At 71.9% G+C, this 19,960-nt stretch carries 18 protein-coding genes; 6 read left to right on the top strand and 12 right to left on the bottom strand.

The annotated features are described in order from the left end of the window. Positions 1 to 2: 2 nt before the first annotated feature. Both ACIGO8_RS13965 and ACIGO8_RS13960 read right to left on the bottom strand, forming a co-directional pair. Positions 3 to 1,793 (bottom strand): SDR family oxidoreductase, encoded by a 1,791-nt coding sequence (locus ACIGO8_RS13965; protein WP_399728907.1) that lies wholly within the window; start codon positions 1,791 to 1,793, stop codon positions 3 to 5. After that, on the bottom strand, positions 1,793 to 2,665 hold the full coding sequence (locus tag ACIGO8_RS13960; RefSeq protein ID WP_399728903.1) for a M24 family metallopeptidase: 873 nt from the start codon (positions 2,663 to 2,665) through the stop codon (positions 1,793 to 1,795). Before ACIGO8_RS13960 ends, ACIGO8_RS13965 begins: the two co-directional genes overlap by 1 nt. 244 nt (positions 2,666 to 2,909) lie before the next feature. Here ACIGO8_RS13960 and ACIGO8_RS13955 point away from each other — a divergent pair, with 244 nt between their 5' ends. Genes ACIGO8_RS13955 through ACIGO8_RS13940 form a run of 4 tightly spaced genes read left to right on the top strand, consistent with a single transcriptional unit; the run spans position 2,910 to position 6,478 of the window. Then, positions 2,910 to 3,872, top strand: a complete 963-nt coding sequence (locus ACIGO8_RS13955) for an ABC transporter ATP-binding protein (RefSeq protein ID WP_399730034.1) — start codon at positions 2,910 to 2,912, stop codon at positions 3,870 to 3,872. After that, positions 3,869 to 4,783 carry an ABC transporter permease gene (locus ACIGO8_RS13950; protein ID WP_399728900.1) on the top strand — a complete coding sequence of 305 codons (915 nt, stop codon included), beginning with the start codon at positions 3,869 to 3,871 and terminating at the stop codon, positions 4,781 to 4,783. Before ACIGO8_RS13955 ends, ACIGO8_RS13950 begins: the two co-directional genes overlap by 4 nt. Before the next feature lie 49 nt (positions 4,784 to 4,832). After that, on the top strand, positions 4,833 to 5,744 hold the full coding sequence (locus ACIGO8_RS13945; protein WP_399728897.1) for an ABC transporter ATP-binding protein: 912 nt from the start codon (positions 4,833 to 4,835) through the stop codon (positions 5,742 to 5,744). A gap of 14 nt (positions 5,745 to 5,758) precedes the next feature. Next, positions 5,759 to 6,478, top strand: a complete 720-nt coding sequence (locus ACIGO8_RS13940; RefSeq protein WP_399728894.1) for an ABC transporter permease — start codon at positions 5,759 to 5,761, stop codon at positions 6,476 to 6,478. Positions 6,479 to 6,527: 49 nt separating this feature from the next. Here the strand turns inward: ACIGO8_RS13940 and ACIGO8_RS13935 are convergent, their stop codons facing one another. Together ACIGO8_RS13935 and ACIGO8_RS13930 are read right to left on the bottom strand one after the other, a co-directional pair. After that, entirely contained in the window at positions 6,528 to 7,817 is a 1,290-nt protein-coding gene (locus ACIGO8_RS13935; protein ID WP_399728891.1) for a CynX/NimT family MFS transporter, read from the bottom strand. Next, positions 7,814 to 8,509, bottom strand: coding sequence for a FadR/GntR family transcriptional regulator (locus ACIGO8_RS13930; protein ID WP_399728888.1), 696 nt, complete (start codon positions 8,507 to 8,509; stop codon positions 7,814 to 7,816). Before ACIGO8_RS13930 ends, ACIGO8_RS13935 begins: the two co-directional genes overlap by 4 nt. A gap of 138 nt (positions 8,510 to 8,647) precedes the next feature. Here ACIGO8_RS13930 and lpdA point away from each other — a divergent pair, with 138 nt between their 5' ends. Then, positions 8,648 to 10,051 (top strand): dihydrolipoyl dehydrogenase, encoded by a 1,404-nt coding sequence (gene lpdA, locus ACIGO8_RS13925; RefSeq protein WP_399728885.1) that lies wholly within the window; start codon positions 8,648 to 8,650, stop codon positions 10,049 to 10,051. A gap of 46 nt (positions 10,052 to 10,097) precedes the next feature. Further along, on the top strand, positions 10,098 to 10,766 hold the full coding sequence (locus tag ACIGO8_RS13920; protein WP_399728883.1) for a rhomboid-like protein: 669 nt from the start codon (positions 10,098 to 10,100) through the stop codon (positions 10,764 to 10,766). A gap of 115 nt (positions 10,767 to 10,881) precedes the next feature. Here ACIGO8_RS13920 and ACIGO8_RS13915 read toward each other — a convergent pair whose 3' ends face one another. The 8 genes from ACIGO8_RS13915 to ACIGO8_RS13880 form a co-directional block, all read right to left on the bottom strand. Then, positions 10,882 to 11,688: an HAD family hydrolase gene (locus ACIGO8_RS13915; protein ID WP_399728881.1), complete on the bottom strand. Its 807-nt coding sequence runs from the start codon at positions 11,686 to 11,688 to the stop codon at positions 10,882 to 10,884. Beyond that, entirely contained in the window at positions 11,685 to 12,974 is a 1,290-nt protein-coding gene (serS, locus tag ACIGO8_RS13910; protein ID WP_399728878.1) for a serine--tRNA ligase, read from the bottom strand. The genes ACIGO8_RS13915 and serS overlap by 4 nt, the downstream gene beginning before the upstream one ends. Before the next feature lie 329 nt (positions 12,975 to 13,303). Then, the gene (gene pheA, locus ACIGO8_RS13905; RefSeq protein WP_399728876.1) at positions 13,304 to 14,239 is read right to left on the bottom strand and encodes a prephenate dehydratase; all 936 of its coding nucleotides are present in this window, start codon (positions 14,237 to 14,239) and stop codon (positions 13,304 to 13,306) included. A gap of 265 nt (positions 14,240 to 14,504) precedes the next feature. Next, the gene (gene efeB / locus ACIGO8_RS13900; RefSeq protein ID WP_399730031.1) at positions 14,505 to 15,752 is read right to left on the bottom strand and encodes an iron uptake transporter deferrochelatase/peroxidase subunit; all 1,248 of its coding nucleotides are present in this window, start codon (positions 15,750 to 15,752) and stop codon (positions 14,505 to 14,507) included. A gap of 91 nt (positions 15,753 to 15,843) precedes the next feature. After that, complete coding sequence (locus ACIGO8_RS13895) at positions 15,844 to 17,835, bottom strand: copper resistance CopC/CopD family protein (RefSeq protein WP_399728873.1); 1,992 nt, start codon at positions 17,833 to 17,835, stop codon at positions 15,844 to 15,846. 25 nt (positions 17,836 to 17,860) lie between these two features. Further along, positions 17,861 to 18,346, bottom strand: a complete 486-nt coding sequence (locus tag ACIGO8_RS13890) for a copper chaperone PCu(A)C (protein WP_399728870.1) — start codon at positions 18,344 to 18,346, stop codon at positions 17,861 to 17,863. Then, on the bottom strand, positions 18,343 to 19,083 hold the full coding sequence (locus ACIGO8_RS13885; protein WP_399728868.1) for an SCO family protein: 741 nt from the start codon (positions 19,081 to 19,083) through the stop codon (positions 18,343 to 18,345). Before ACIGO8_RS13885 ends, ACIGO8_RS13890 begins: the two co-directional genes overlap by 4 nt. 38 nt (positions 19,084 to 19,121) lie before the next feature. Next, positions 19,122 to 19,916: a YcnI family protein gene (locus ACIGO8_RS13880; RefSeq protein ID WP_399728865.1), complete on the bottom strand. Its 795-nt coding sequence runs from the start codon at positions 19,914 to 19,916 to the stop codon at positions 19,122 to 19,124. Between the last annotated feature and the right edge of the window lie 44 nt (positions 19,917 to 19,960).

Here is a 19,960-nt window from a genome sequence, read left to right as displayed (position 1 = left end):
TCCTACGCCGGCGGCTGCCAGCGGGCCAGCGCCCGCAGCGCGCCCGGCGCGAGCCGCGCGAGGAGGTGGGCGCCGCGGGCCTCCGGCGTCACCGGGACGACGGCCTGGTCGCGAAGCACCGCGCGCAGGACCGCGTCCGCGACCTTCTCCGGCGGGTAGTTGCGCAGCCCGTACAGCCGTGAGGCCTTCTTCTGGCGCCGCTTCTCCTCGGCCTCGTCCGTCACCCCGGCGAACCGCGCGGTCGCCGTGATGTTGGTGTTCACGATGCCCGGGCAGATCGCCGAGACGCCGATGCCCTGGCCCGCGAGCTCGGCCCGCAGGCACTCGCTCAGCATCAGCACCGCCGCCTTGGACGTGCTGTAGGCGGGCAGGGCGCGCGAGGGCTGGAAGGCGGCCGCGGAGGCGGTGTTGACGATGTGGCCGCCCTGGCCGCGCGCGGCCATCTGCGCGCCGAAGGCCCGGCAGCCGTGGATGACGCCCCACAGATTGACGTCGAGGACCCGCTTCCACTCCTCCGTCGAGGTCTCGAAGAAGGAGCCGGTCAGGCCGATTCCGGCGTTGTTGACCAGCACGTCGACCACGCCGTACTCGCTCGCCACCTTCGCGGCCAGCTTCTCCATCGCGGCCTCGTCGGCGACGTCGGCGGTCTCGCCCCATGCCTCGGGCGCGCCGATCAGCCGGGACATCTCGGCCGTGCGGGCCGCGCCCTCGCCGTCCCGGTCCACCGCCACGACCCGGGCGCCGGCCTCGGCGAACGCGAAGGCGGTGGCCCGGCCGATGCCGCTGGCCGCGCCGGTCACGAGGACCAGCTGCCCGCCGAAGCGCTCCGCGTACTCCGGGCGCACGCCGCTCCTCGCCGCGGTCCTGGGCGCCTTGGTGGCCGGGTCCTCGTTCGCCTCGACGAACTCGGTGATCCAGGCGGCCAGCCGGTCGGGCCGGGTGCGCGGGATCCAGTGCTTGGCCGGCAGGGTGCGCCGGGTGAGGTCGGGCACCCAGTCGGCCAGGTCGTCGTAGAGCCGCTCGGACAGGAAGGCGTCGCCGGTCGGCGTGATCAGCTGCACCGGCGCGTGCGCGTACGCGTCGGCGCGCGGACGGGTCAGCCGGGCCCGGACGTTGTCCCGGTACAGCCAGGCGCCGTGGGCCGCGTCGTTCGGCAGGGAGGGCGTCGGATAGTCGCCGGCCGGCACCCGCTCGACCCGCTCGAGTATCCGCGGCCAGCGCCTGCCGAGCGGCCCGCGCCAGGCGAGCTCCGGCAGGACCGGGGTGTGCAGCATGTACACGTACCAGGACTTGGCTCCCTGGCCGAGGAGCTGACCGACCCGGCGCGGGGTGGGCCGGGCCATCCGGCTCTTGATCCAGTGCCCGAAGTGGTCGAGCGACGGCCCGGACATCGAGGTGAAGGACGCGATGCGGCCCTCGGTGCGCGGGACCGTCACGAACTCCCAGGACTGCACCGAGCCCCAGTCGTGGCCGACCAGGTGCACCGGGCGGTCCGGGCTGACCGCGTCCGCGACGGCCAGGAAGTCGTCCGTCAGCTTCTCCAGCGTGAACCCGCCGCGCAGCGGGGTCGGCGCGGTCGACCGGCCGTGTCCCCGGACGTCGTACAGGACGACGTGGAACCGCTCCGCGAGCCGGGCCGCGACCTCGGACCAGACCTCCTTGGAGTCCGGATAGCCGTGCACGAGCAGCACCGTCGGCCGGCTCTCGTCGCCCAGCTCGGCCACGCACAGCTCGATTCCGCCCGTGCGGACCCAGCGCTCCCGTGTCCCCTCGAGTCCCGCGATCGCCGTCATCAGGCCGCCGCCCCTTCCTCGTTCCAGCGCCGCACGTGCGGCAGGTCGTCGTCCAGCCAGAACGCGCTCTGCTCGGGATCCTTCGAGTCGGTGACGACGAGGATCTCCTCGAACTTCGCGCCCGTCCCCCGGAATCCGAGGTGCGGCTCGACCGCCCACAGGCCCGGCCTGGGAGGGTGGTCGGAGAACTTGTACGGGGACCACAGCGGCGACCAGCCGTCCCGGTGGCCGTGCAGGGCGTCGCTCGCCAGGCCCTTCAGGGACTGGGTGCCGAAGCCGAACAGGGTCGGCGACCAGCGGCGCTCCTTGACCCGGTCGATCTTGTGGGCGATCACGCCGAACGGATAGGCCCGGTGCCGGTTCGCGTATCCCTGGCGGACCATGAGCCGGTCCACGTCCTCGTAGATCTCGCGCAGCGTGCGGCGCTCGCGCACCTCGCGCAGGATCAGCTCGCGGTGCTCGCGCAGGTCGGCGAGCAGCTTGTCGTGCACGGGGTCGAGGCCGAGGCAGCCGGAGTAGCCGATGTCGGCCGTGTAGCCCTTGTAGACCGGGGCCATGTCCAGGATGAACGGCATCCCGGCCTCCAGCCGCCGGTTCGTCGGGAAGAACTGGAGCGGGATCCGGAAGCCGACGAAGGCCGTGCGGTCGCCGAACCAGGCGAACGGGCGGTGGAACCAGTCCCGCACTCCGCGCTCGTACAGCCACTCGCGCTGCATCCGCGCCGCGTCGCGCTCGGTCACGCCCGGCTTGAGCTGCGCCGCGACGGCCTCCGCGCACGCGTAGGAGAGCCGCTGGACCTCTCTGAATCCCCGCAGCTCCTCGGTGAGTTCCCGCGTCACCGCCGCGCCCGCTGCCGTACCTGCCGCTGCCATGCCACCCCGCCCGTCCTGTGTGAGCGCGTCCGCGTGAGCGCCCGGCTGCGCTACGCGTCCGTAACTTGACATCGATGAATGTGACAATGCACGGCGGCTGCGTCAAGAGGTGTGCGCCGGCCCTGTGGAAAACGAGACCTTCGTCGCGACTCCCCTACGGGCTTGTACACCTGGAGTCGGACACGGACCGAGCCGTTGGTCTGACGACGTGCGTGACGCAGACCACTACCGTCGAGGTGTGACTGTGATCGCGACCGAAAGCCTCAGCAAGCGGTTCCCCCGGGTGACCGCTCTCGACCGGCTCTCCCTGGACATCGGGCCCGGTGTGACCGGACTGGTGGGTGCCAACGGAGCCGGCAAGTCCACGATGATCAAGATTCTGCTCGGTCTGTCGCCGGCCACGGAGGGCCGCGCCGAAGTCCTCGGACTCGACGTCGCCACCTCCGGCGCCCAGATCCGCGAGCGCGTCGGCTACATGCCGGAGCACGACTGCCTGCCGCCCGACGTCTCGGCCACCGAGTTCGTCGTCCACATGGCGCGCATGTCGGGGCTGCCGGCGACCGCCGCCCGCGAGCGGACCGCGGACACCCTGCGCCACGTCGGCCTGTACGAGGAGCGCTACCGCCCGATGGGCGGCTACTCGACCGGCATGAAGCAGCGCGTGAAGCTGGCCCAGGCCCTCGTCCACGACCCGCAGCTGGTGCTGCTCGACGAGCCGACCAACGGCCTCGACCCGGTCGGCCGCGACGACATGCTCGGCCTGATCCGGCGGGTGTGGACCGACTTCGGGATCTCGGTCCTCGTCACCTCCCACCTGCTCGGCGAGCTCGAGCGCACCTGCGACCACGTCGTCGTGATCGACGGCGGCCGGCTGCTGCGCTCCAGCTCCACCAGCGACTTCACCCGCACCACCACGACCCTCGCCGTCGAGGTCACCGACTCCGACGAGCACCCCGACGGCACGGAGGCTCTGCGCGCCGCCCTCACCGCCGCCGGTGTCACCCTGCACGCCGGGGTGGAGGACGGGCTGCCGGGCGCCGGGCACATCCTGCTCCTGGAGGCCCCGGGCGAGGAGACCTACGACCTGGTCCGCGACACCGTCGCCGGCCTCGGTCTCGGCCTCGTCCGCATGGAGCAGCGCCGTCACCACATCGCCGAGGTCTTCAAGGCGCCGGCCCAGCAGCAGGAGGAGGTGCCGGCGCGATGAGCACCCGGACCCCGGGGCCCGCCCAGGCCCCCGAGACCACCCGCATCCACAACATCGGCTACCGCAGCTACGACGGGCCGCGGCTCGGCCGCTCCTCGGCGCGCCGGGCGCTGTTCTCGCAGTCCCTGCGCGGTGCCTACGGACTGGGCCGCAGCGCCAAGTCCAAGGTGCTGCCGATGCTGCTCTTCGCCGTGATGTGCGTGCCCGCGCTGATCATCGTCGCGGTCGCGGTCGTCACCAAGTCCTCGAAGCTGTCGATCGAGTACACGCAGTACGCGGTCTTCCTCCAGATGGTCATCGGGATCTACGTGGCCTCCCAGGCCCCGCAGTCCGTCTCCCGCGACCTGCGGTTCCGGACCGTGCCGCTGTACTTCGCCCGCCCGATCGAGCGCGTGGACTACGTCCTCGCCAAGTACGGGGCGATGGCCTCGGCGCTGTTCATCCTCACCGCCTCGCCCCTGCTGATCCTCTGGATCGGATCGCTGCTCGCCAAGATGGACTTCGCCGACCAGACCCAGATGTTCGGCCAGGGCCTGGCGTCCGTGGCGCTGCTCTCGCTGCTCTTCGGCGGCATCGGCCTCGTCATGGCGGCCCTCACCCCGCGCCGCGGCTTCGGTGTCGCCGCCGTGATCGCCACCCTGGTGATCACCTACGGAGCGGTCTCCACCCTCCAGGGCATCGCCTACGGCACCGACAACGTCGAAGCCGTCAAGTGGATCGGCCTGTTCTCGCCGATCACCCTCATCGTCGGCGTGCAGTCGGCCTTCCTCGGCGCGCCCACCTCCTTCCCGGGCGGGGAGGACGCGGCGCCGGGCACCGGGGCGGGCGTGGTCTATCTGCTGGTCGTCCTCGCGCTCATCGCCGGCTCCTACGGTGTGCTGATGCGCCGCTACCGAAAGGTGGGGCTGTGACCGCCCTCCCGTCGCCCACCACCACCCTTCCCGAGAATGGGCCGCGCCCATGAGCACTCTGCACATCGACCACGCCTCGCGCTGGTTCGGCAACGTCGTGGCCGTCAACGACGTCACCATGACGGTCGGCCCTGGCGTCACCGGACTGCTCGGCCCGAACGGCGCCGGGAAGTCCACCCTCATCAACATGATGGGCGGCTTCCTCGCCCCCTCCACGGGCACCGTCACGCTCGACGGCGAGCCGATCTGGCGCAACGAGTCGGTCTACCGGCAGATCGGCGTCGTGCCCGAGCGGGAGGCGATGTACGACTTCCTCACCGGACGCGAATTCGTCGTCGCCAACGCCGAGTTGCAGGGCCTCGGCGACAAGGAGGCCCAACAGGCCCTCGCCACCGTCGAGATGGAGTACGCGCAGGACCGCAAGATCTCCACGTACAGCAAGGGCATGCGGCAGCGCGTGAAGATGGCCTCGGCCCTCGTCCACGAGCCGTCCGTGCTGCTGCTCGACGAGCCCTTCAACGGCATGGACCCGCGCCAGCGGATGCAGCTGATGGACCTGCTGCGCCGGATGGGAGCCGACGGCCGCACGGTGCTGTTCTCCTCGCACATCCTGGAGGAGGTCGAGCAGCTCGCCTCGCACATCGAGGTGATCGTGGCCGGACGGCACGCGGCCTCCGGCGACTTCCGCCGGATCCGCCGGCTGATGACCGACCGGCCGCACCGCTATCTCGTCCGCTCCAGCGACGACCGGGCCCTGGCGGCGGCGCTGATCGCCGATCCCTCGACGGCCGGCATCGAGGTCGACCACGGCGAGGGCGGACTGCGCGTCCAGGCCGTCGACTTCGGCCGGTTCACCGAGCTGCTGCCGAAGGTCGCCCGGGAGCGCGGCATCCGGCTCCTCACGGTCTCGCCCTCGGACGAGTCCCTCGAGTCCGTCTTCTCGTATCTCGTAGCGGCCTGAAAGGAGTCCGACCGATGTACAACCCCACCGTCGCCCGGCTCACCTACCGGGCCCTCCTCGGCCGCCGACGGGCGCTGATCCTCTTCGCCCTGCCCGCCCTGCTGATCGTGATCGCCGCCGCGATCCGCGCGTTCAACGGCGCCGACGACCAGGTCGCGGCCGACGTCCTCGGCGGCTTCGCGCTCGCCACGATGGTGCCGCTGATCGGCGTGATCGCCGGCACCGGCGCGATCGGCCCGGAGATCGACGACGGCTCGATCGTCTATCTCCTGGCCAAGCCGGTGAAGCGGCCGACGATCGTCTTCACCAAGCTGATCGTCGCCGTCGCCGTGACGATGGTCTTCTCCGCCGTGCCCACCCTGATCGCCGGCTTCATCCTCAACGGCAACGGGCAGCAGGTCGCGGTCGCCTACACCGTGGCGGCCCTGGTGGCCTCCATCGCGTACAGCGCGCTGTTCCTGCTCCTCGGCACGGTCAGCAGGCACGCCGTCGTCATCGGCCTGGTCTACGCCCTCGTCTGGGAGGCGCTGTTCGGCTCCCTGATCGCGGGCGCCCGCACCCTCAGCGTCCAGCAGTGGGCGCTCGCCCTCGCCGAGAAGGTCACCGGCGACGCCCTGATCAGCTCCGAGGTGGCCCTGCCGACCGCGGTGGTGCTGCTCGCGGCCGTGACGGTCGGGGCGACCTGGTTCGCCGGCCGGAAGCTGCGCACGATGACCCTGGCGGGCGAGGAGTAGCCGCCGTGGCCCGGAGGCGTACGGCGGCCCGCATCCACGGGCCGTGGGATCAGACCGTACGGTTCCGGGCCGCCAGCAGGCCCACCGACAGCGCGGCCGCGCACACGCCGAGCACGGCGGCGATCGGCAGGGTCCAGGAGCCGGTGGCCTGGTGCAGGGCACCGGCGGCCAGCGGACCGGCCGCGGCGAGGAGATAGCCGACGGTCTGGGCCATCCCGGAGAGGCGGGCGGCCGTGACCGCGTCGCCGGAGCGCAGCACGATCAGGGTGAGCGCGAGGCCCACCGCCCCGCCCTGGCCCACGCCGAGGACGGCCGACCACAGCCAGGCGCCCTGTACCGGGGCCACCATGAGGCCCGCGTATCCGGCGGCCACCAGGCCCGTCACCAGCACGACCAGCGGGCGCTGGCTCCGCATCCGGCCGGCCAGCAGCGGCACGGCGAAGGCGCCGACGACCTGCAGCAGGTTGTTGAAGGCGAAGATCACACCGGCGGTGGACCGGCTCATCCCGTGGTCCGTGAAGATCGTCGGCATCCAGGCGATCAGGACGTACGTCCACAGCGACTGCAGTCCCATGAACAGCGTCACCTGCCAGGCCAGCGCCGACCGCCACACGGACCGGGCGGGCCCGCCGTCCTGACCCGCGCCGCCGGCCCGACCCGCGACCGGGGCGGTCCCGGAGTGCGCCTCCCGCGCCGTACGGCCCCGGGCGAGCAGCACCTGCGGCAGCCAGGCGCCGGCCGCCACGACCGCGAGCAGCGACCAGGTCCCGAGGGAGGCCTGCCAGCCGCCCAGCGCCCGCTCCAGCGGCACCGAGCAGGCCGCGACGACCGTGGCGCCCGCGATCATCGCGCCGGTGTAGACCGAGGTCATCGACGCGGCCCGGTCCGGGAAGTCCCGCTTGATCAGGCCCGGCATCAGGACGTTGAGCAGGGCGATGGCCGTGCCGACCAGGACGCCGCCGGCGTAGAGCGCGGCCGCGGCGGGCAGGACCCGCACCAGGATGCCCGCGCCGAGCAGCAACAGGGCCGCGAACAGCACCCGTTCGGCGCCGAAGCGCCGGCCGAGCCACGGGGCCACCAGCGCACCGAGCCCCAGGAAGAGCACCGGCACCGAGGTCACCAGCGAACTCGCCGCCGAGGACAGCCCGTACGCCTCCGCCAGCTCGCTCACCAGCGGCGACACGCTCGCGAGAGCGGCCCGCATGTTGAGCGAGGCCAGCACGATGCCGACCAGGAGCAGCACCGGGTGCGCGAGCAGCGCGCGCCGCGCGGCGGCCCCTTCGGGCGTCGTCCGGACGCCGGCCTCGGCGTCGACCAGCAGCTTCGGTTCCGCCGTCACCGGGACTCCTCCGCCGTCTCGGCGGCCAGCGCCGCGTGCGTCTCCAGCGGCACCCGCAGCAGCTCGCGCGCCTGCGCGTCGGCGGCCTGCGCGTCCCCGGCCTCGATGGCCGCGACCAGGGCCTCGTGGGCGTCGATGTCGACCGGCGGCATGGCGCGGTCGCCGAGCCCGTGCACCAGGACCTCGTGCACCTGGGTCGAGAAGAAGCGGTAGACCTCGCGGAAGGCCGTGTTGTGGGTGGCCTCGACGACCGCGAGGTGGAAGGCGAGGTCGGCGTCGGCGTCGCGGTCGCCCTCCTCGCGCAGGGTGGCCAGGGCGGCCCGCAGCCGCAGCAGGTCGTGGGTGTCGCGCCGGACCGCCGCGAGCCGGGCCGCCTCGGCCTCCAGTGCGGCGCGCAGCTCCAGGACGTCGCGGGCGCCCGCGTGCCGTACGCCGTTGAGGACGGCGGCCGGATCGGCGGTGGACCTGACGAAGGTGCCGTTGCCCTGGCGGGACTCCAGGAGCCCGGAGTGGACCAGGACGCGGACCGCCTCGCGGACGGTGTTGCGGCCGACGCCGAGCTGCTGGGCGAGCTCGTGCTCGGTGGGGATGCGGTCGCCGACGGCCCACTCGCCCTCCGCGAGCTGGGCCCGCAGCTGTTCGACCACGGAATCCACCAGGGAGGTCCGTCCCGCCGCCTTCAGCGCCGCCATCACCACTCCTTCATTCACCCGGTTGCCCAGTCATCCTACAACTGGCTCTTCGGAGCAGTCGGAGGCGACCGGACTACTGTGGGCTCGTACGTGGACTCGTACGCGACCGAACACCCTCATCACCCTCGGGAGTCAGTCATGTCAGACCGCTTCGACGTCGTCGTACTCGGAGCTGGCCCCGGCGGCTACGTCGCCGCCATCCGCGCCGCCCAGCTGGGCAAGCGGGTCGCGGTCGTCGAGGAGAAGTACTGGGGCGGTGTCTGCCTGAACGTCGGCTGCATCCCCACCAAGGCGCTGCTGCGCAACGCCGAACTCGCCCACATCTTCAACCACGAGGCGAAGACCTTCGGCATCAAGGTCGACGGCACCGTCTCCTTCGACTACGGCGAGGCGTTCCGCCGCAGCCGCACGGTCGCGGACGGCCGGGTCAAGGGCGTCCACTTCCTGATGAAGAAGAACGGGATCACCGAGTTCGACGGCCGGGGCACCTTCCTCGACGCGAACACCCTGCAGGTGGCGAAGTCCGACGGCACGACGCAGACGATCACCTTCGACAACTGCATCATCGCCACCGGCGCGAGCGCCCGTCTGCTGCCCGGCACCTCGCTCAGCGACCGGGTCGTGAGCTACGAGGAGCAGATCCTCGCCGAGGACGCCCCGCAGTCGATCGTCATCGCCGGCGCCGGCGCGATCGGCATCGAGTTCGCGTACGTGCTGAACAACTACGGCACCAAGGTCACCATCGTCGAGTTCCTCGACCGCATCGCCCCGCTGGAGGACGAGGAGGTCTCCAAGGAGCTCGCCAAGCAGTACCGCAAGCTCGGCATCGACGTCCTCACCTCCACCCGCGTCGAGACGATCGACGAGTCCGGCCCGCAGGTCCGCGTCACCGTCACCGGCAAGGACGGCGCGCAGAAGGTCCTGGAGGCCGACAAGGTCCTGCAGGCCATCGGCTTCGCGCCGAACGTCTCCGGCTACGGCCTGGAGAACACCGGTGTCGCCCTCACCGAGCGCGGCGCGATCGACGTCGACGGCCGCTGCCGCACCTCCGTGCCGCACATCTACGCCATCGGCGACGTCACCGCGAAGCTGATGCTCGCGCACACCGCCGAGGCCATGGGTGTCATCGCCGCCGAGACCATCGCGGACGCCGAGACGATGGAACTCGACTACCCGATGATCCCGCGCGCCACCTACTGCCAGCCGCAGATCGCCAGCTTCGGCTGGACCGAGGCGCAGGCCCGCGAGAAGGGCTACGACGTCAAGGTCGCCAAGTTCCCGTTCATGGCGAACGGCAAGGCCCACGGCCTCGGCGACTCCACCGGCTTCGTGAAGATCATCGCCGACGCCAAGTACGGCGAGATCATCGGCGCTCACCTGATCGGCCCCGACGTCACCGAGCTGCTGCCCGAGCTCACCCTGGCCCAGCAGTGGGACCTGACCGTCCACGAGGTCGCCCGCAACGTCCACGCGCACCCGACCCTGGGCGAGGCCGTCAAGGAAGCCGTCCACGGCATCGCCGGACACATGATCAATTTCTGAGGCTTCTCCCCTGTATCACCCCGCCTGGGGTGATAGGCACGGACATGTGCCGAGCGAAACCTCTTCTCATGCCCCGGGTGGCGAACCGTCCCGGCCGATCAGGTCGTGGGTGCGTTCGTCACCCGGAACGCATGTATGGCTGGCGATCATCGCGGTCACCAGTCTGGTCATCGCGCTTTCCTCGGAGGGCGTCGAGCACTATCTGCTGCACCGCAACAGCAGCAATCTCCACGAGCTCTCCCGGCACCCGGTGCGCGCGCTGCTCGGCAGCGCCTTCTGGATCGAGGATCCCGCCGGCCTGCCCTTCTACGCGGTGCTCTTCGAGCTCTTCCACGCGCCGGTCGAGCGCTGGCTCGGCACGGCGAAATGGCTGGTCGTCGTCGCCACCGCGCACGTCGCGGCCACCCTCATCAGCCAGAAGGTCGTCCTGGAGGCCATCCAGGACCACGACGTGCCGCGCAGCATGGCGCACGTCGTCGACATCGGCGTGAGTTACGGGCTGGCCGCCTCGGCCGGCATCCTCGCCTACCGGCTGCCCTGGCCCTGGCGCCTGCCGTATCTGGCCGGCGCGGTGGCCTTCTTCGCCGTACCGCTGGTCACGAACCACACGTACACCGATCTCGGGCACGCGATCTCGCTGGTCATCGGCCTCGCCTTCTGGCCGCTCACGCGAGGAAAACCGCTGGTGGGCACGGGCCGCCCGGACGCACACTGAAGGTACGAGAACGGGGCGGCCGCTTCGAGCGCGCGGAGGCGAACCGCGCGGGCCGCCCCGCTCCTCGTGCCTTTCCCTACGCCTCGTGCCTTTCCCTACGCGCCCGGTCCGGCGCTCACGCTCCGAGCAGGCGCTCCAGGACGACGGCGATGCCGTCCTCCTCGTTCGAGCCGGTCACCTCGTCGGCGACCGCCTTCAGCTCCTCGTGGGCGTTGGCCATGGCCACGCCGTGCGCCGCCCAGCCGAACATCGGGATGTCGTTGGGCATGTCGCCGAAGGCGATGGTCTCCGCGGCCTTCACGCCGAGCCGGCGGGCGGCCAGGGACAGCCCGGTGGCCTTGCTGAGGCCGAGCGGCACGATCTCCACGATGCCGGGCCCCGCCATGACCACGCCGACCAGCGCGCCGGCCGTCTCGCGGGCGATCCGGGTCAGCTCGTCGTCGCCCAGCTCCGGGTGCTGGATGTAGAGCTTGGTGAGCGGCGCCGACCAGAGCTCCCTCGGGTCCTCGTACGGCACGTACGGCAGCGGGCCCTCGTGGGTCCGGTAGCCGGGGCCGATCAGGACGTCGCCCTCCAGGCCGTCGCGGCTGGCGGCCACGGCCAGCGGCCCGACCTCCGCCTCGATCTTGGAGAGGGCGAGCCCGGCGAGCTGCCGGTCGAGCGTCAGCGAGGTCAGCAGCCGGTGCTCGCCGGCGTGGTAGACCTGCGCGCCCTGCCCGCACACCGCGAGGCCCTCGTAACCGAGGTCGTCGAGGATGTGCCGGGTCCAGGGCACGGCCCGGCCGGTGACGACGATGTGCGCCGCTCCCGCCGCCGTGGCGGCGGCGAGAGCGTCCCGCGTGCGGTCGGATACGGAGTCGTCGGCCCGCAGCAGCGTGCCGTCGAGGTCCGTCGCGACCAGGCGGTAGGGGAAGGAGCTCACTTGGAGACCGGCTCCAGGACCTCACGGCCGCCGAGGTAGGGCCGCAGCACCTCCGGCACGCGCACCGAGCCGTCGGCCAGCTGGTGGTTCTCCAGGATCGCCACGATCGTGCGCGGTACGGCGCACAGCGTGCCGTTCAGGGTGGCCAGCGGCTGCACGACCTTCTTGCCGTTCTTCTCGTCGCGCATGCGGACGGAGAGGCGGCGGGCCTGGAAGCCGTCGCAGTTGGAGGCGGAGGTCAGCTCGCGGTACTTGCCCTGGGTCGGGATCCAGGCCTCGCAGTCGAACTTGCGGGAGGCGGAGGCGCCCAGGTCGCCGGTGGCGACGTCGATCACCTGGAACGGCAGCTCCAGGGAGGTCAGCCACTGCTTCTCCCAGTCCAGGAGCCGCTTGTGCTCGGCCTCGGCGTCCTCCGGCGCGACGTACGAGAACATCTCGACCTTGTCGAACTGGTGGACGCGGAAGATGCCGCGGGTGTCCTTGCCGTAGGTGCCGGCCTCGCGGCGGAAGCACGGCGAGAAGCCGGCGTACCGCAGCGGCAGCTTGTCGGCCTCGATGATCTCGTCCATGTGGTACGCGGCGAGCGGGACCTCGGAGGTGCCGACCAGGTAGTAGTCGTCCTTCTCCAGGTGGTACACGTTCTCGGCGGCCTGGCCGAGGAAGCCGGTGCCCTCCATGGCGCGCGGGCGGACGAGCGCCGGCGTGAGCATGGGGATGAAGCCGGCCTCGGTGGCCTGCGCGATCGCCGCGTTGACCAGGGCGAGCTCCAGGAGGGCGCCGACGCCGGTCAGGTAGTAGAAGCGCGAGCCGGAGACCTTGGCGCCGCGCTCGACGTCGATGGCGCCGAGCGCCTCGCCGAGCTCCAGGTGGTCCTTGGGCTCGAAGCCCTCGGCGGCGAAGTCGCGGATGGTGCCGTGCGTCTCCAGGACGACGAAGTCCTCCTCGCCGCCGACGGGCACGTCGGGGTGGACGAGGTTGCCCAGCTGGAGGAGCAGGGCGCGGGCCGTCTCGTCGGCCTCGTTCTGCTCGGCCTCGGCGGCCTTCACGTCGGTCTTGAGCTGCTCGGCCTTCTGGAGCAGCTCGGCGCGCTCCTCCGGGGAGGCCTTGGGGATCAGCTTGCCGAGCGCCTTCTGCTCGGAGCGGAGTTCGTCGAAGCGGACGCCGGACGACCTGCGCCGCTCATCGGCGGAGAGCAGGGCGTCGACGAGGCCGACGTCCTCTCCACGGGCGCGCTGGGAGGCGCGAACACGGTCGGGGTCCTCACGGAGCAGGCGAAGGTCAATCACCCCACCAGGCTACCGGTGCGGCTGAGGGCGCCCTAGCCGATATAGCAATGCGTGTCACTTTGCCCGAATTGCTTTGTTTTTCGTGCTTTCCTTCTCCTCTATACGAGGGAAGTTATCCACAGGCTGTGCGAAAGATCTGTGGATGGCGCGGGGCGTCGATCTTGGATGTCCCTTTCCCACTCCTTCGAGTGGGAATTCCTCTCCTCAAGAGTGGAGTCCCGGAGCAGGGATGACGGCGATTTGTCGACCTCGCCCGAGCGGCTTGTCGACTTGTCCCCAGGTCGAGAGCCGCTCCTGTGGATAACTTGCGGGCCCGCGGCGGGCAGCGGTCAGGACCGGCCGTCCTGGGCCCGCGCCAGCCAGTCGGAGGCCGCCGTGAACTCCGCGTCCGAGGTCCCGCGCCGCAGCGGCCGCACGTCCTCGGTCGCCACACCCGCCCGCGGATAGGAGCCGAGGAAGCGCACCTTCGGACAGATCCTCTTGAGACCCATCAGGGCCTCGCCGACCCGGCGGTCCGAGATATGGCCCTCCGCGTCGACCGCGAAGCAATAGTTGCCGATTCCGGCGCCCGTGGGCCGCGACTGGATCAGCATCAGGTTCACCCCGCGCACCGCGAATTCCTGGAGCAGTTCGAGCAGGGCACCCGGGTGGTCGTCGCCGAGCCACAGCACCACCGAGGTCTTGTCCGCACCGGTCGGCGCCGCCGGCCGGGCGGGCCGGCCCACCAGCACGAAGCGCGTCTCCGCGTTCTCGGCGTCGTGGATCTCGGTGACCAGCGGCTCCAGACCGTAGGTCGTCGCCGCGAACTCGCCGGCGAAGGCGGCGTCGAAACGGCCCTCCTGGACCAGCCGGGCGCCGTCCGCGTTGGAGGCCGCCGACTCCCACACGGCGTCCGGGAGGTGCGCGCGCAGCCAGTTGCGCACCTGCGGCTGGGCGACCGGATGACCCGTGACCGTCTTGATCTCCGACAGCTTGGTCCCGGGCCGTACCAGCAGGGCGAAGGCGATCGGCAGCAGCACCTCGCGGTAGATCATCAGCGGCTCGCCGGAGGCCAGCTCGTCGAGGGTCGCGGTGACGCCGCCCTCGACGGAGTTCTCGATCGGCACGAGCGCCGCGGCCGCCTCGCCGTTGCGCACGGCGTCCAGGGCGGCCGGGACCGACACCATCGGGACGAGTTCCCGCGTCGCGGCCTCGGGCAGCGTACGCAGCGCGGCTTCCGTGAAGGTGCCTTCGGGACCGAGATACGTATACCGGGTGGCTGACATACGGTCACCCTAATGGCAGCGGCTCACGGACGGCGGCTCCGCGCCCGCCGTCTCGGAGGGCGGTCACGAGGGCGGGCGCCGGCCCGGCCCGCTGCCGTTGCCGCGCGGGTCCTGGGCCCGGTGTCGTGCTCCGGCCTGGGCCTCAGGCCCCGGCCCTAGGCCTCCGGTCTCGCGCCCCGGCCCTGGGCCTCCGGCCCCCGACCCTCGGCCTCAGGCTCCCGGCCCTCGGCCTCAGGCTCCCGGCCCTCGGCCTCCGGCCCCGGTCTCAGGCCTCCAGGAGCCGCTGGCCCACGTACTCGCCCTCCGCCGGGCCGCCCGGGACCGCGAAGAGGCCGCTCGCCTCGTGCCGGATGAACGGCGACAGGGCGTCGCCCCGGTCGAGCTTGCGCTGCACCGGCACGAAGCCCCGCAGCGGATCGGCCTGCCAGCAGATGAAGAGCAGCCCGGCGTCCGGCGTCCCGTCGGCCGCGATCCCGTCGTGGAAGGAGAAAGGCCGGCGCAGCATCGCCGCACCGCCGTTCTGTTCGGGGGCGGAGATACGGGAGTGGGCGTTGTCGGGGATGACGGTCCTGCCGTCCGGGCCGATCTTGTCGAGATCGAGCTCGGTCGTCTCCGTCCCGCCGGTCAGCGGCGCGCCGTCCGCCTTCCGCCGGCCGATCACCTTCTCCTGCTTGTCCAGCGGGAGCTTCTCCCAGTCGTCGAGCAGCATCCGGATCCGCCGGACGACCGCGTACGAGCCGCCCGCCATCCAGTCCTCGGCGCGCGACGCGCTCTGCGGCACGAAGATCCGCCGGTCGAAGTCGGGATCGGACGGCTTGGGATTGCCGGTGCCGTCGACCTGGCCCATCAGGTTCCGGGCCGTCATCGGCCGGGCGGTGGCGCCGGCCGAGCGGTTGAAGCCGTTCATCTGCCAGCGCACCCGGGCCGCGCCGGCCGCGTCCTTCTGCAGCGCGCGCAGCGCGTGGAAGGCGACGAGCGCGTCGTCCGCGCCGATCTGCACCCACAGGTCGCCCTCCGAGCGCTTCGGGTCGAGCGCGTCGGAGGAGAAGGCGGGCAGCGGGTCGAGCTGCGCCGGACGGCGCGCGACCAGGCCCGTCCGGTCGAAGAAGGTGCGGCCGAGGCCGAAGGTCACGGTCAGCGACGAGGGGCCGGCGTCGAGCGCGATGCCGGTGTCCTCGGTCGCCGGCTCGCCCGCCATCAGCGCCTTCGCCGTGGCCGACCAGCGGCGCAGCAGGGCCGCGGCCTCCTTGCGGCCCGCGCCCGGGGCGAGGTCGAAGGCGACGAGGTGGCCCCGCGACTGAAGCGGAGTGGTGATCCCCGCTTGATGTTTCCCGTGAAACATCACCTCGGTCGAGCCGACCGTGGTGAGGGCGGGCGAGCCGGCGGAGCCCGTACCGCCGCCGGAGCCGTCGCCGGACACCGCCGCCGAGATCCCGGCGCCGCCGGCCGCGCCGATCACCAGACCGGCCGCACCGGCCGCCCCGACGGTGCCGAGAACGCGCCGCCGGGAGATCTGAAGGGTGCCGTCGGCCGCGGTGCCGTTGCCCGCGGTGCCGCTGCTGGCGGTGTCGTTCACGGAGTCGTTCTCGGTCTCGCTCACGGGTTCAGCCGATCTTCACGTTCTTCTCGATGGTGGTCTGGTCGATGTCGGAGGTGCGCACCGTCACCTGCATCAGCCACTCGCCCGGCATCGGCAGCTGGACGCCGCTCGCGGTCCAGTGTCCGGTCTGGATGCGGTCGGGCAGCACCGGCAGCGGGCCGATGTCCTTCTCCTTGAGGGTGAAGGAGACCTTCACCTCGGGGACGTCGAGCGCCCGCCCGTTGGGCCGCAGCACGTAGAGGTGCAGCGCGTTGGCGCCGGTCCGGCCCGGGTCGAGGGTGAGCTGCACGGTGCCCTTGCCGTCCACGCCGCCCGTGTCGAACGGGATCCGCACGTCGATCGGCCGGTTCGGTACGGCGGACGCGCCGGCCGAGGCCCGGCCCTTGCCCGCCTCCTCCTCGGTACGGGCGGGCTCGGTGGAGGTCAGCACGGTCGTGACCGCGAGCAGCACCACGGCGACGGCGGCCTCGGTCAGGACCGAACGGCGCAGCCCGGTCCGCTCGGGATCGGCGTCCCGTGCCTTCTTGCGGCGCGCGGTCGCGACGGCGGCCCGCTGCCGGGCGAGCTGCGCGGCCCGCTCGGCGTCGACACCGTCCCCGGCGGCCTCCGCGCCGACGGCCTCCTCGTCGGCGCCCTCGGCCTCGGAGGTCTCGGCCTCGTCGTCCTCGGGCTCCAGCGACGGGTCCGCCACGTCTTCGCCCGAGGCGCCCGCGCCCGCACCCGCCACGCCCTCGCCGGCCGTCGACGTCGACGTCGGCGCCGCCAGCCGCTTGACCCAGCGCCGCGACACCCAGCCGATGCCGACCAGGACGGCGACCAGACCGACCTTCACCAGGAGCAGCTGCCCGTACCGCGTGTCGGTCAGGGCCGACCAGGTGCCGACCTGCCGCCAGGTCTGGTAGACGCCGGTGGCCGCGAGGACGACGACGGAACCGAAGGCCACCTTCGAGTAGCGCTCGACGGCCGAGCGCTCGACCGACGGCGCCCGGTAGAGCGCGACGAGCAGCGCCGTGAGTCCGCCGAGCCAGGCGGCCACGGCCAGCAGGTGCAGGATGTCGACCGGCATGGCGATGCCGGGCTGGAGTCCGGTGGAGGCGTGCTCGGCGAGCGCCCAGGTGCCGGCGATGCCCGCGGCGACGACGGTGCCGCCGATGGCGAGGCCGAAGGTGAGGTCCTTGTGCTCCTTTTCGTCCCGCCGCCGCGCGTACGCGCCGAAGAGGACGGCCACGAAGAGCGCCGCCGCGCCGAGCAGCAGCAGCCGCGAGGAGAGCGCGGCACCGGTCTTCGTCTGCAGGACGTCGCGCAGCCCGCCGAGGTCGAAGACGTCGCCGAGCCTGCCCGTCTTGGTGTACGGGTGACGGAGCAGCAGCAGCGCGAGAGTGGCGGCGGTCAGCGCGAGCCAGCCCCGGACCACGAGCCGCTGCACCGGCCGCATGGCGGCGCCGCGCGGCCAGCAGGCGAGCACGAAGGCGCCGCCGCCGACGAGGACCACGAAACCGGCGTACGAGACGTAGCGCGCGATCCCGTAGAGCGCGCCGACCAGCCCGCCGCCGACCGGTGTGTCGGGCAGCGCGACGGCGGTCTTCGACGGGGCGCCGACGGAGAAGGTGAAGGCGCCGGAGACGGGATGGCTGTCGGCGGAGACGGTCTGCCAGGCGACGGTGTAGGTGCCGTCGGGCAGTCCGGGCAGCAGCGCGACGCCGTAGCGGACGACGGATCCGCTGCACAGGTCGCGGATCTCGCCGGTGTCGACCCGCTTCCCCGCCGGGTCGAGGACCCGGATGGAGTCGCCGCTCATGGCGACCTGTTCGGAGAAGGTGAGGTTGACCTCCTTGGGAGCGGTGGCGACCACCGCCCCGTCCTGCGGGTCGCTGCCGGTCAGCGCCGCGTGCGCGGAGGCGGGGCCCGCGGTGGCGAGCAGGGCGCCGAGCAGCGCGGCGGCGACGAGCAGCAGCCTGGTGAGGGCGGGCCCGAGGCGCGGGGCGGTGGTTGTCATCGTTCCTGTCACTCCCGGGGCGGGCTCAGTGCTGCTTCGGGTTGTGGTTGGGCGCCTCGACGGGAAGCTCGACCTTGATGGGGTCGGACTTCTCGAAGTGGAGCTCGATGCCGACCTTCTCGCCCTGCTTGGGCTGCTTCTTCAGCTCCATGAACATGATGTGGTTGCCACCGCGTTCGAGCTTGAGCTCGCCGTTCGCCGGGATGTCGAAGGACTTCACCTCCTGCATCTTCTGGTTCTTCGTCTCGTGGATCGTGACGTCGTCCGAGATGCCGCTGGTGACGGAGGTGAGCTTGTCGGCGGTGTCGCCGCTGTTGGTGATGGTGAGGAAGCCGCCCGCCATGTCCATCACGGGCTGGGGCATGAACGCGCCGCTCACCTTCAGCTCGGGCCGGCCCGCCGACGAACCGCCGGAGGAGCCGTTGGACGAGCTGTCGGACGAACACCCGGTCAGCGCGAGCGCGGCGGCGAGCGCCACGGCGGCGGACAGGGTGGTGGTGCGGCGGTTCACGGGTTCTCCCCCTTGATGAGCTTCGGCAGGTCCTTGGCGTACTGGTCGGCGGTGGTGTCCTCGCCGTAGACGACGTAGCCCTGGTCGGTCGACGGCGAGAACGCCATCACCTGGGCGCCGTGCATGGACACGACCGAGCCGTCCTTCTCCTTCTTCGGCGGGTCGATGCCGATGCCCATGGAGCGGGCGCCGGCCTGGATCGTGGAGAAGTCGCCGGTGAGGCCGGTGAAGGACGGATCGCCCGCGGCCGGCAGCCACTTGCCGAGCTCGGCGGCGGTGTCGCGCTCCGGGTCGGTGGTGACGAAGACGACCTGGAGCTTGTCCTGCTCCGCCTTGGACAGCTGCTTGCGCGCGATGGCGATGTTGCTCATCGTCAGCGGGCAGACGTCCGGGCAGTGGGTGTAGCCGAAGTAGATCAGGGTCGGCTTGCCCTTGGTCCGCTCGCGGAGGTCGAACTTCTGGCCCTTGGTGTCGGTCAGGACCAGGGCGGGCTTGGCGAAGGGCCGGTCGAGAACGGTGGCGGCCTTGGTGTCGTCGCTGCCGCCGGAGACCTCGGCGACCGGGCCGGCCTTGCTGCCGGAGGACGCGTCGCCGCCGCCGAGACCGACGGCGGCCGTGACGCCGATCGCGGCGACGATCGCCGCGCCGGCGATGATCAGCGGGGCACGGCGGCCGGGCCGGCCGGCGCCCTGCGCCGCTCCGTCCTTCGCCGTGCTGCCCGTGGTGGTGTCAGACATGGTGAGGTGTGTCTTTCGGGTGAGGTGACGGGCGGACGTCAGGCCTGGCGGCGGCGGCCGGCCAGGACGCCGAAGGCGACTCCGGCGAGACCGACGAGGATGCCGACGACACCGAGCACGCGCGCCGCGGTGTCGGTCGAGGAGGAGGCCGCGGCCTCGTCGTGGCCGCCGTCCTCGTGGGCGCCGTTCTTGGCGTGCTCGTCCTTGCCGTGCGCGTCCTTGTCGTCGTCGGCGGCCGGGGCGGCGCCGCCGCCGTGGTGGTCGCCGGTCGCGGCGGACAGCTTCAGGACGGGCGCCGGGCTCTCGGGCTCGGCCGCGCCTTCCTTGGGCTCCTCGATCCAGCGCACGACCTCGTTGTTGTCGTAGGTCTGGATCGCCTTGAGGACGAGCTTGTCGGTGTCCTCGGGCAGCTGGCCGAGGGAGAGCGGGAACTGCTGGAACTGGCCGGGGCCGATCTTCGAACCGTCCGCGGTCCAGGTGACCTTGGCGACGGCCTCGTTGATCTTCTTGCCGTGCATCTCCAGCGGCTTGGCGAGCTTCGCCTTGGTGACCTCGACCTTCCAGCCGGGGACCGGCTGCGGCATCACGGAGGCCAGCGGGTGGTCGGTCGGGAAGCTGACCTCGACCTTGACGGTGGAGGCGTTGTCGCGCTCGTTCGGCACCTTGACGTTGACGGTGGCGTACCCGCCCTTGGCGGCCTCGCCCTGCGGCTGCACGCTCACGTGCGCGAAGGCCGTGCCGGAGAGCAGCAGCACGGAGGAGGCGGCGACCGTGCCGGCGAGGGCGGCGCGGGAGAGGAAGGTGCGGGACAGGTGCGTACGGGAAACGCTCATGGCAGAAGACACTCCAGCTCGAAGGAGAGGTGCGGAAGGCGTCC

This window comes from Streptomyces sp. NPDC053493 (assembly GCF_044544825.1).
Taxonomy (GTDB): domain Bacteria; phylum Actinomycetota; class Actinomycetes; order Streptomycetales; family Streptomycetaceae; genus Streptomyces.
Note: the sequence above shows the minus strand (reverse complement) of the source record. Positions and strands in the feature narration are given on the sequence as shown.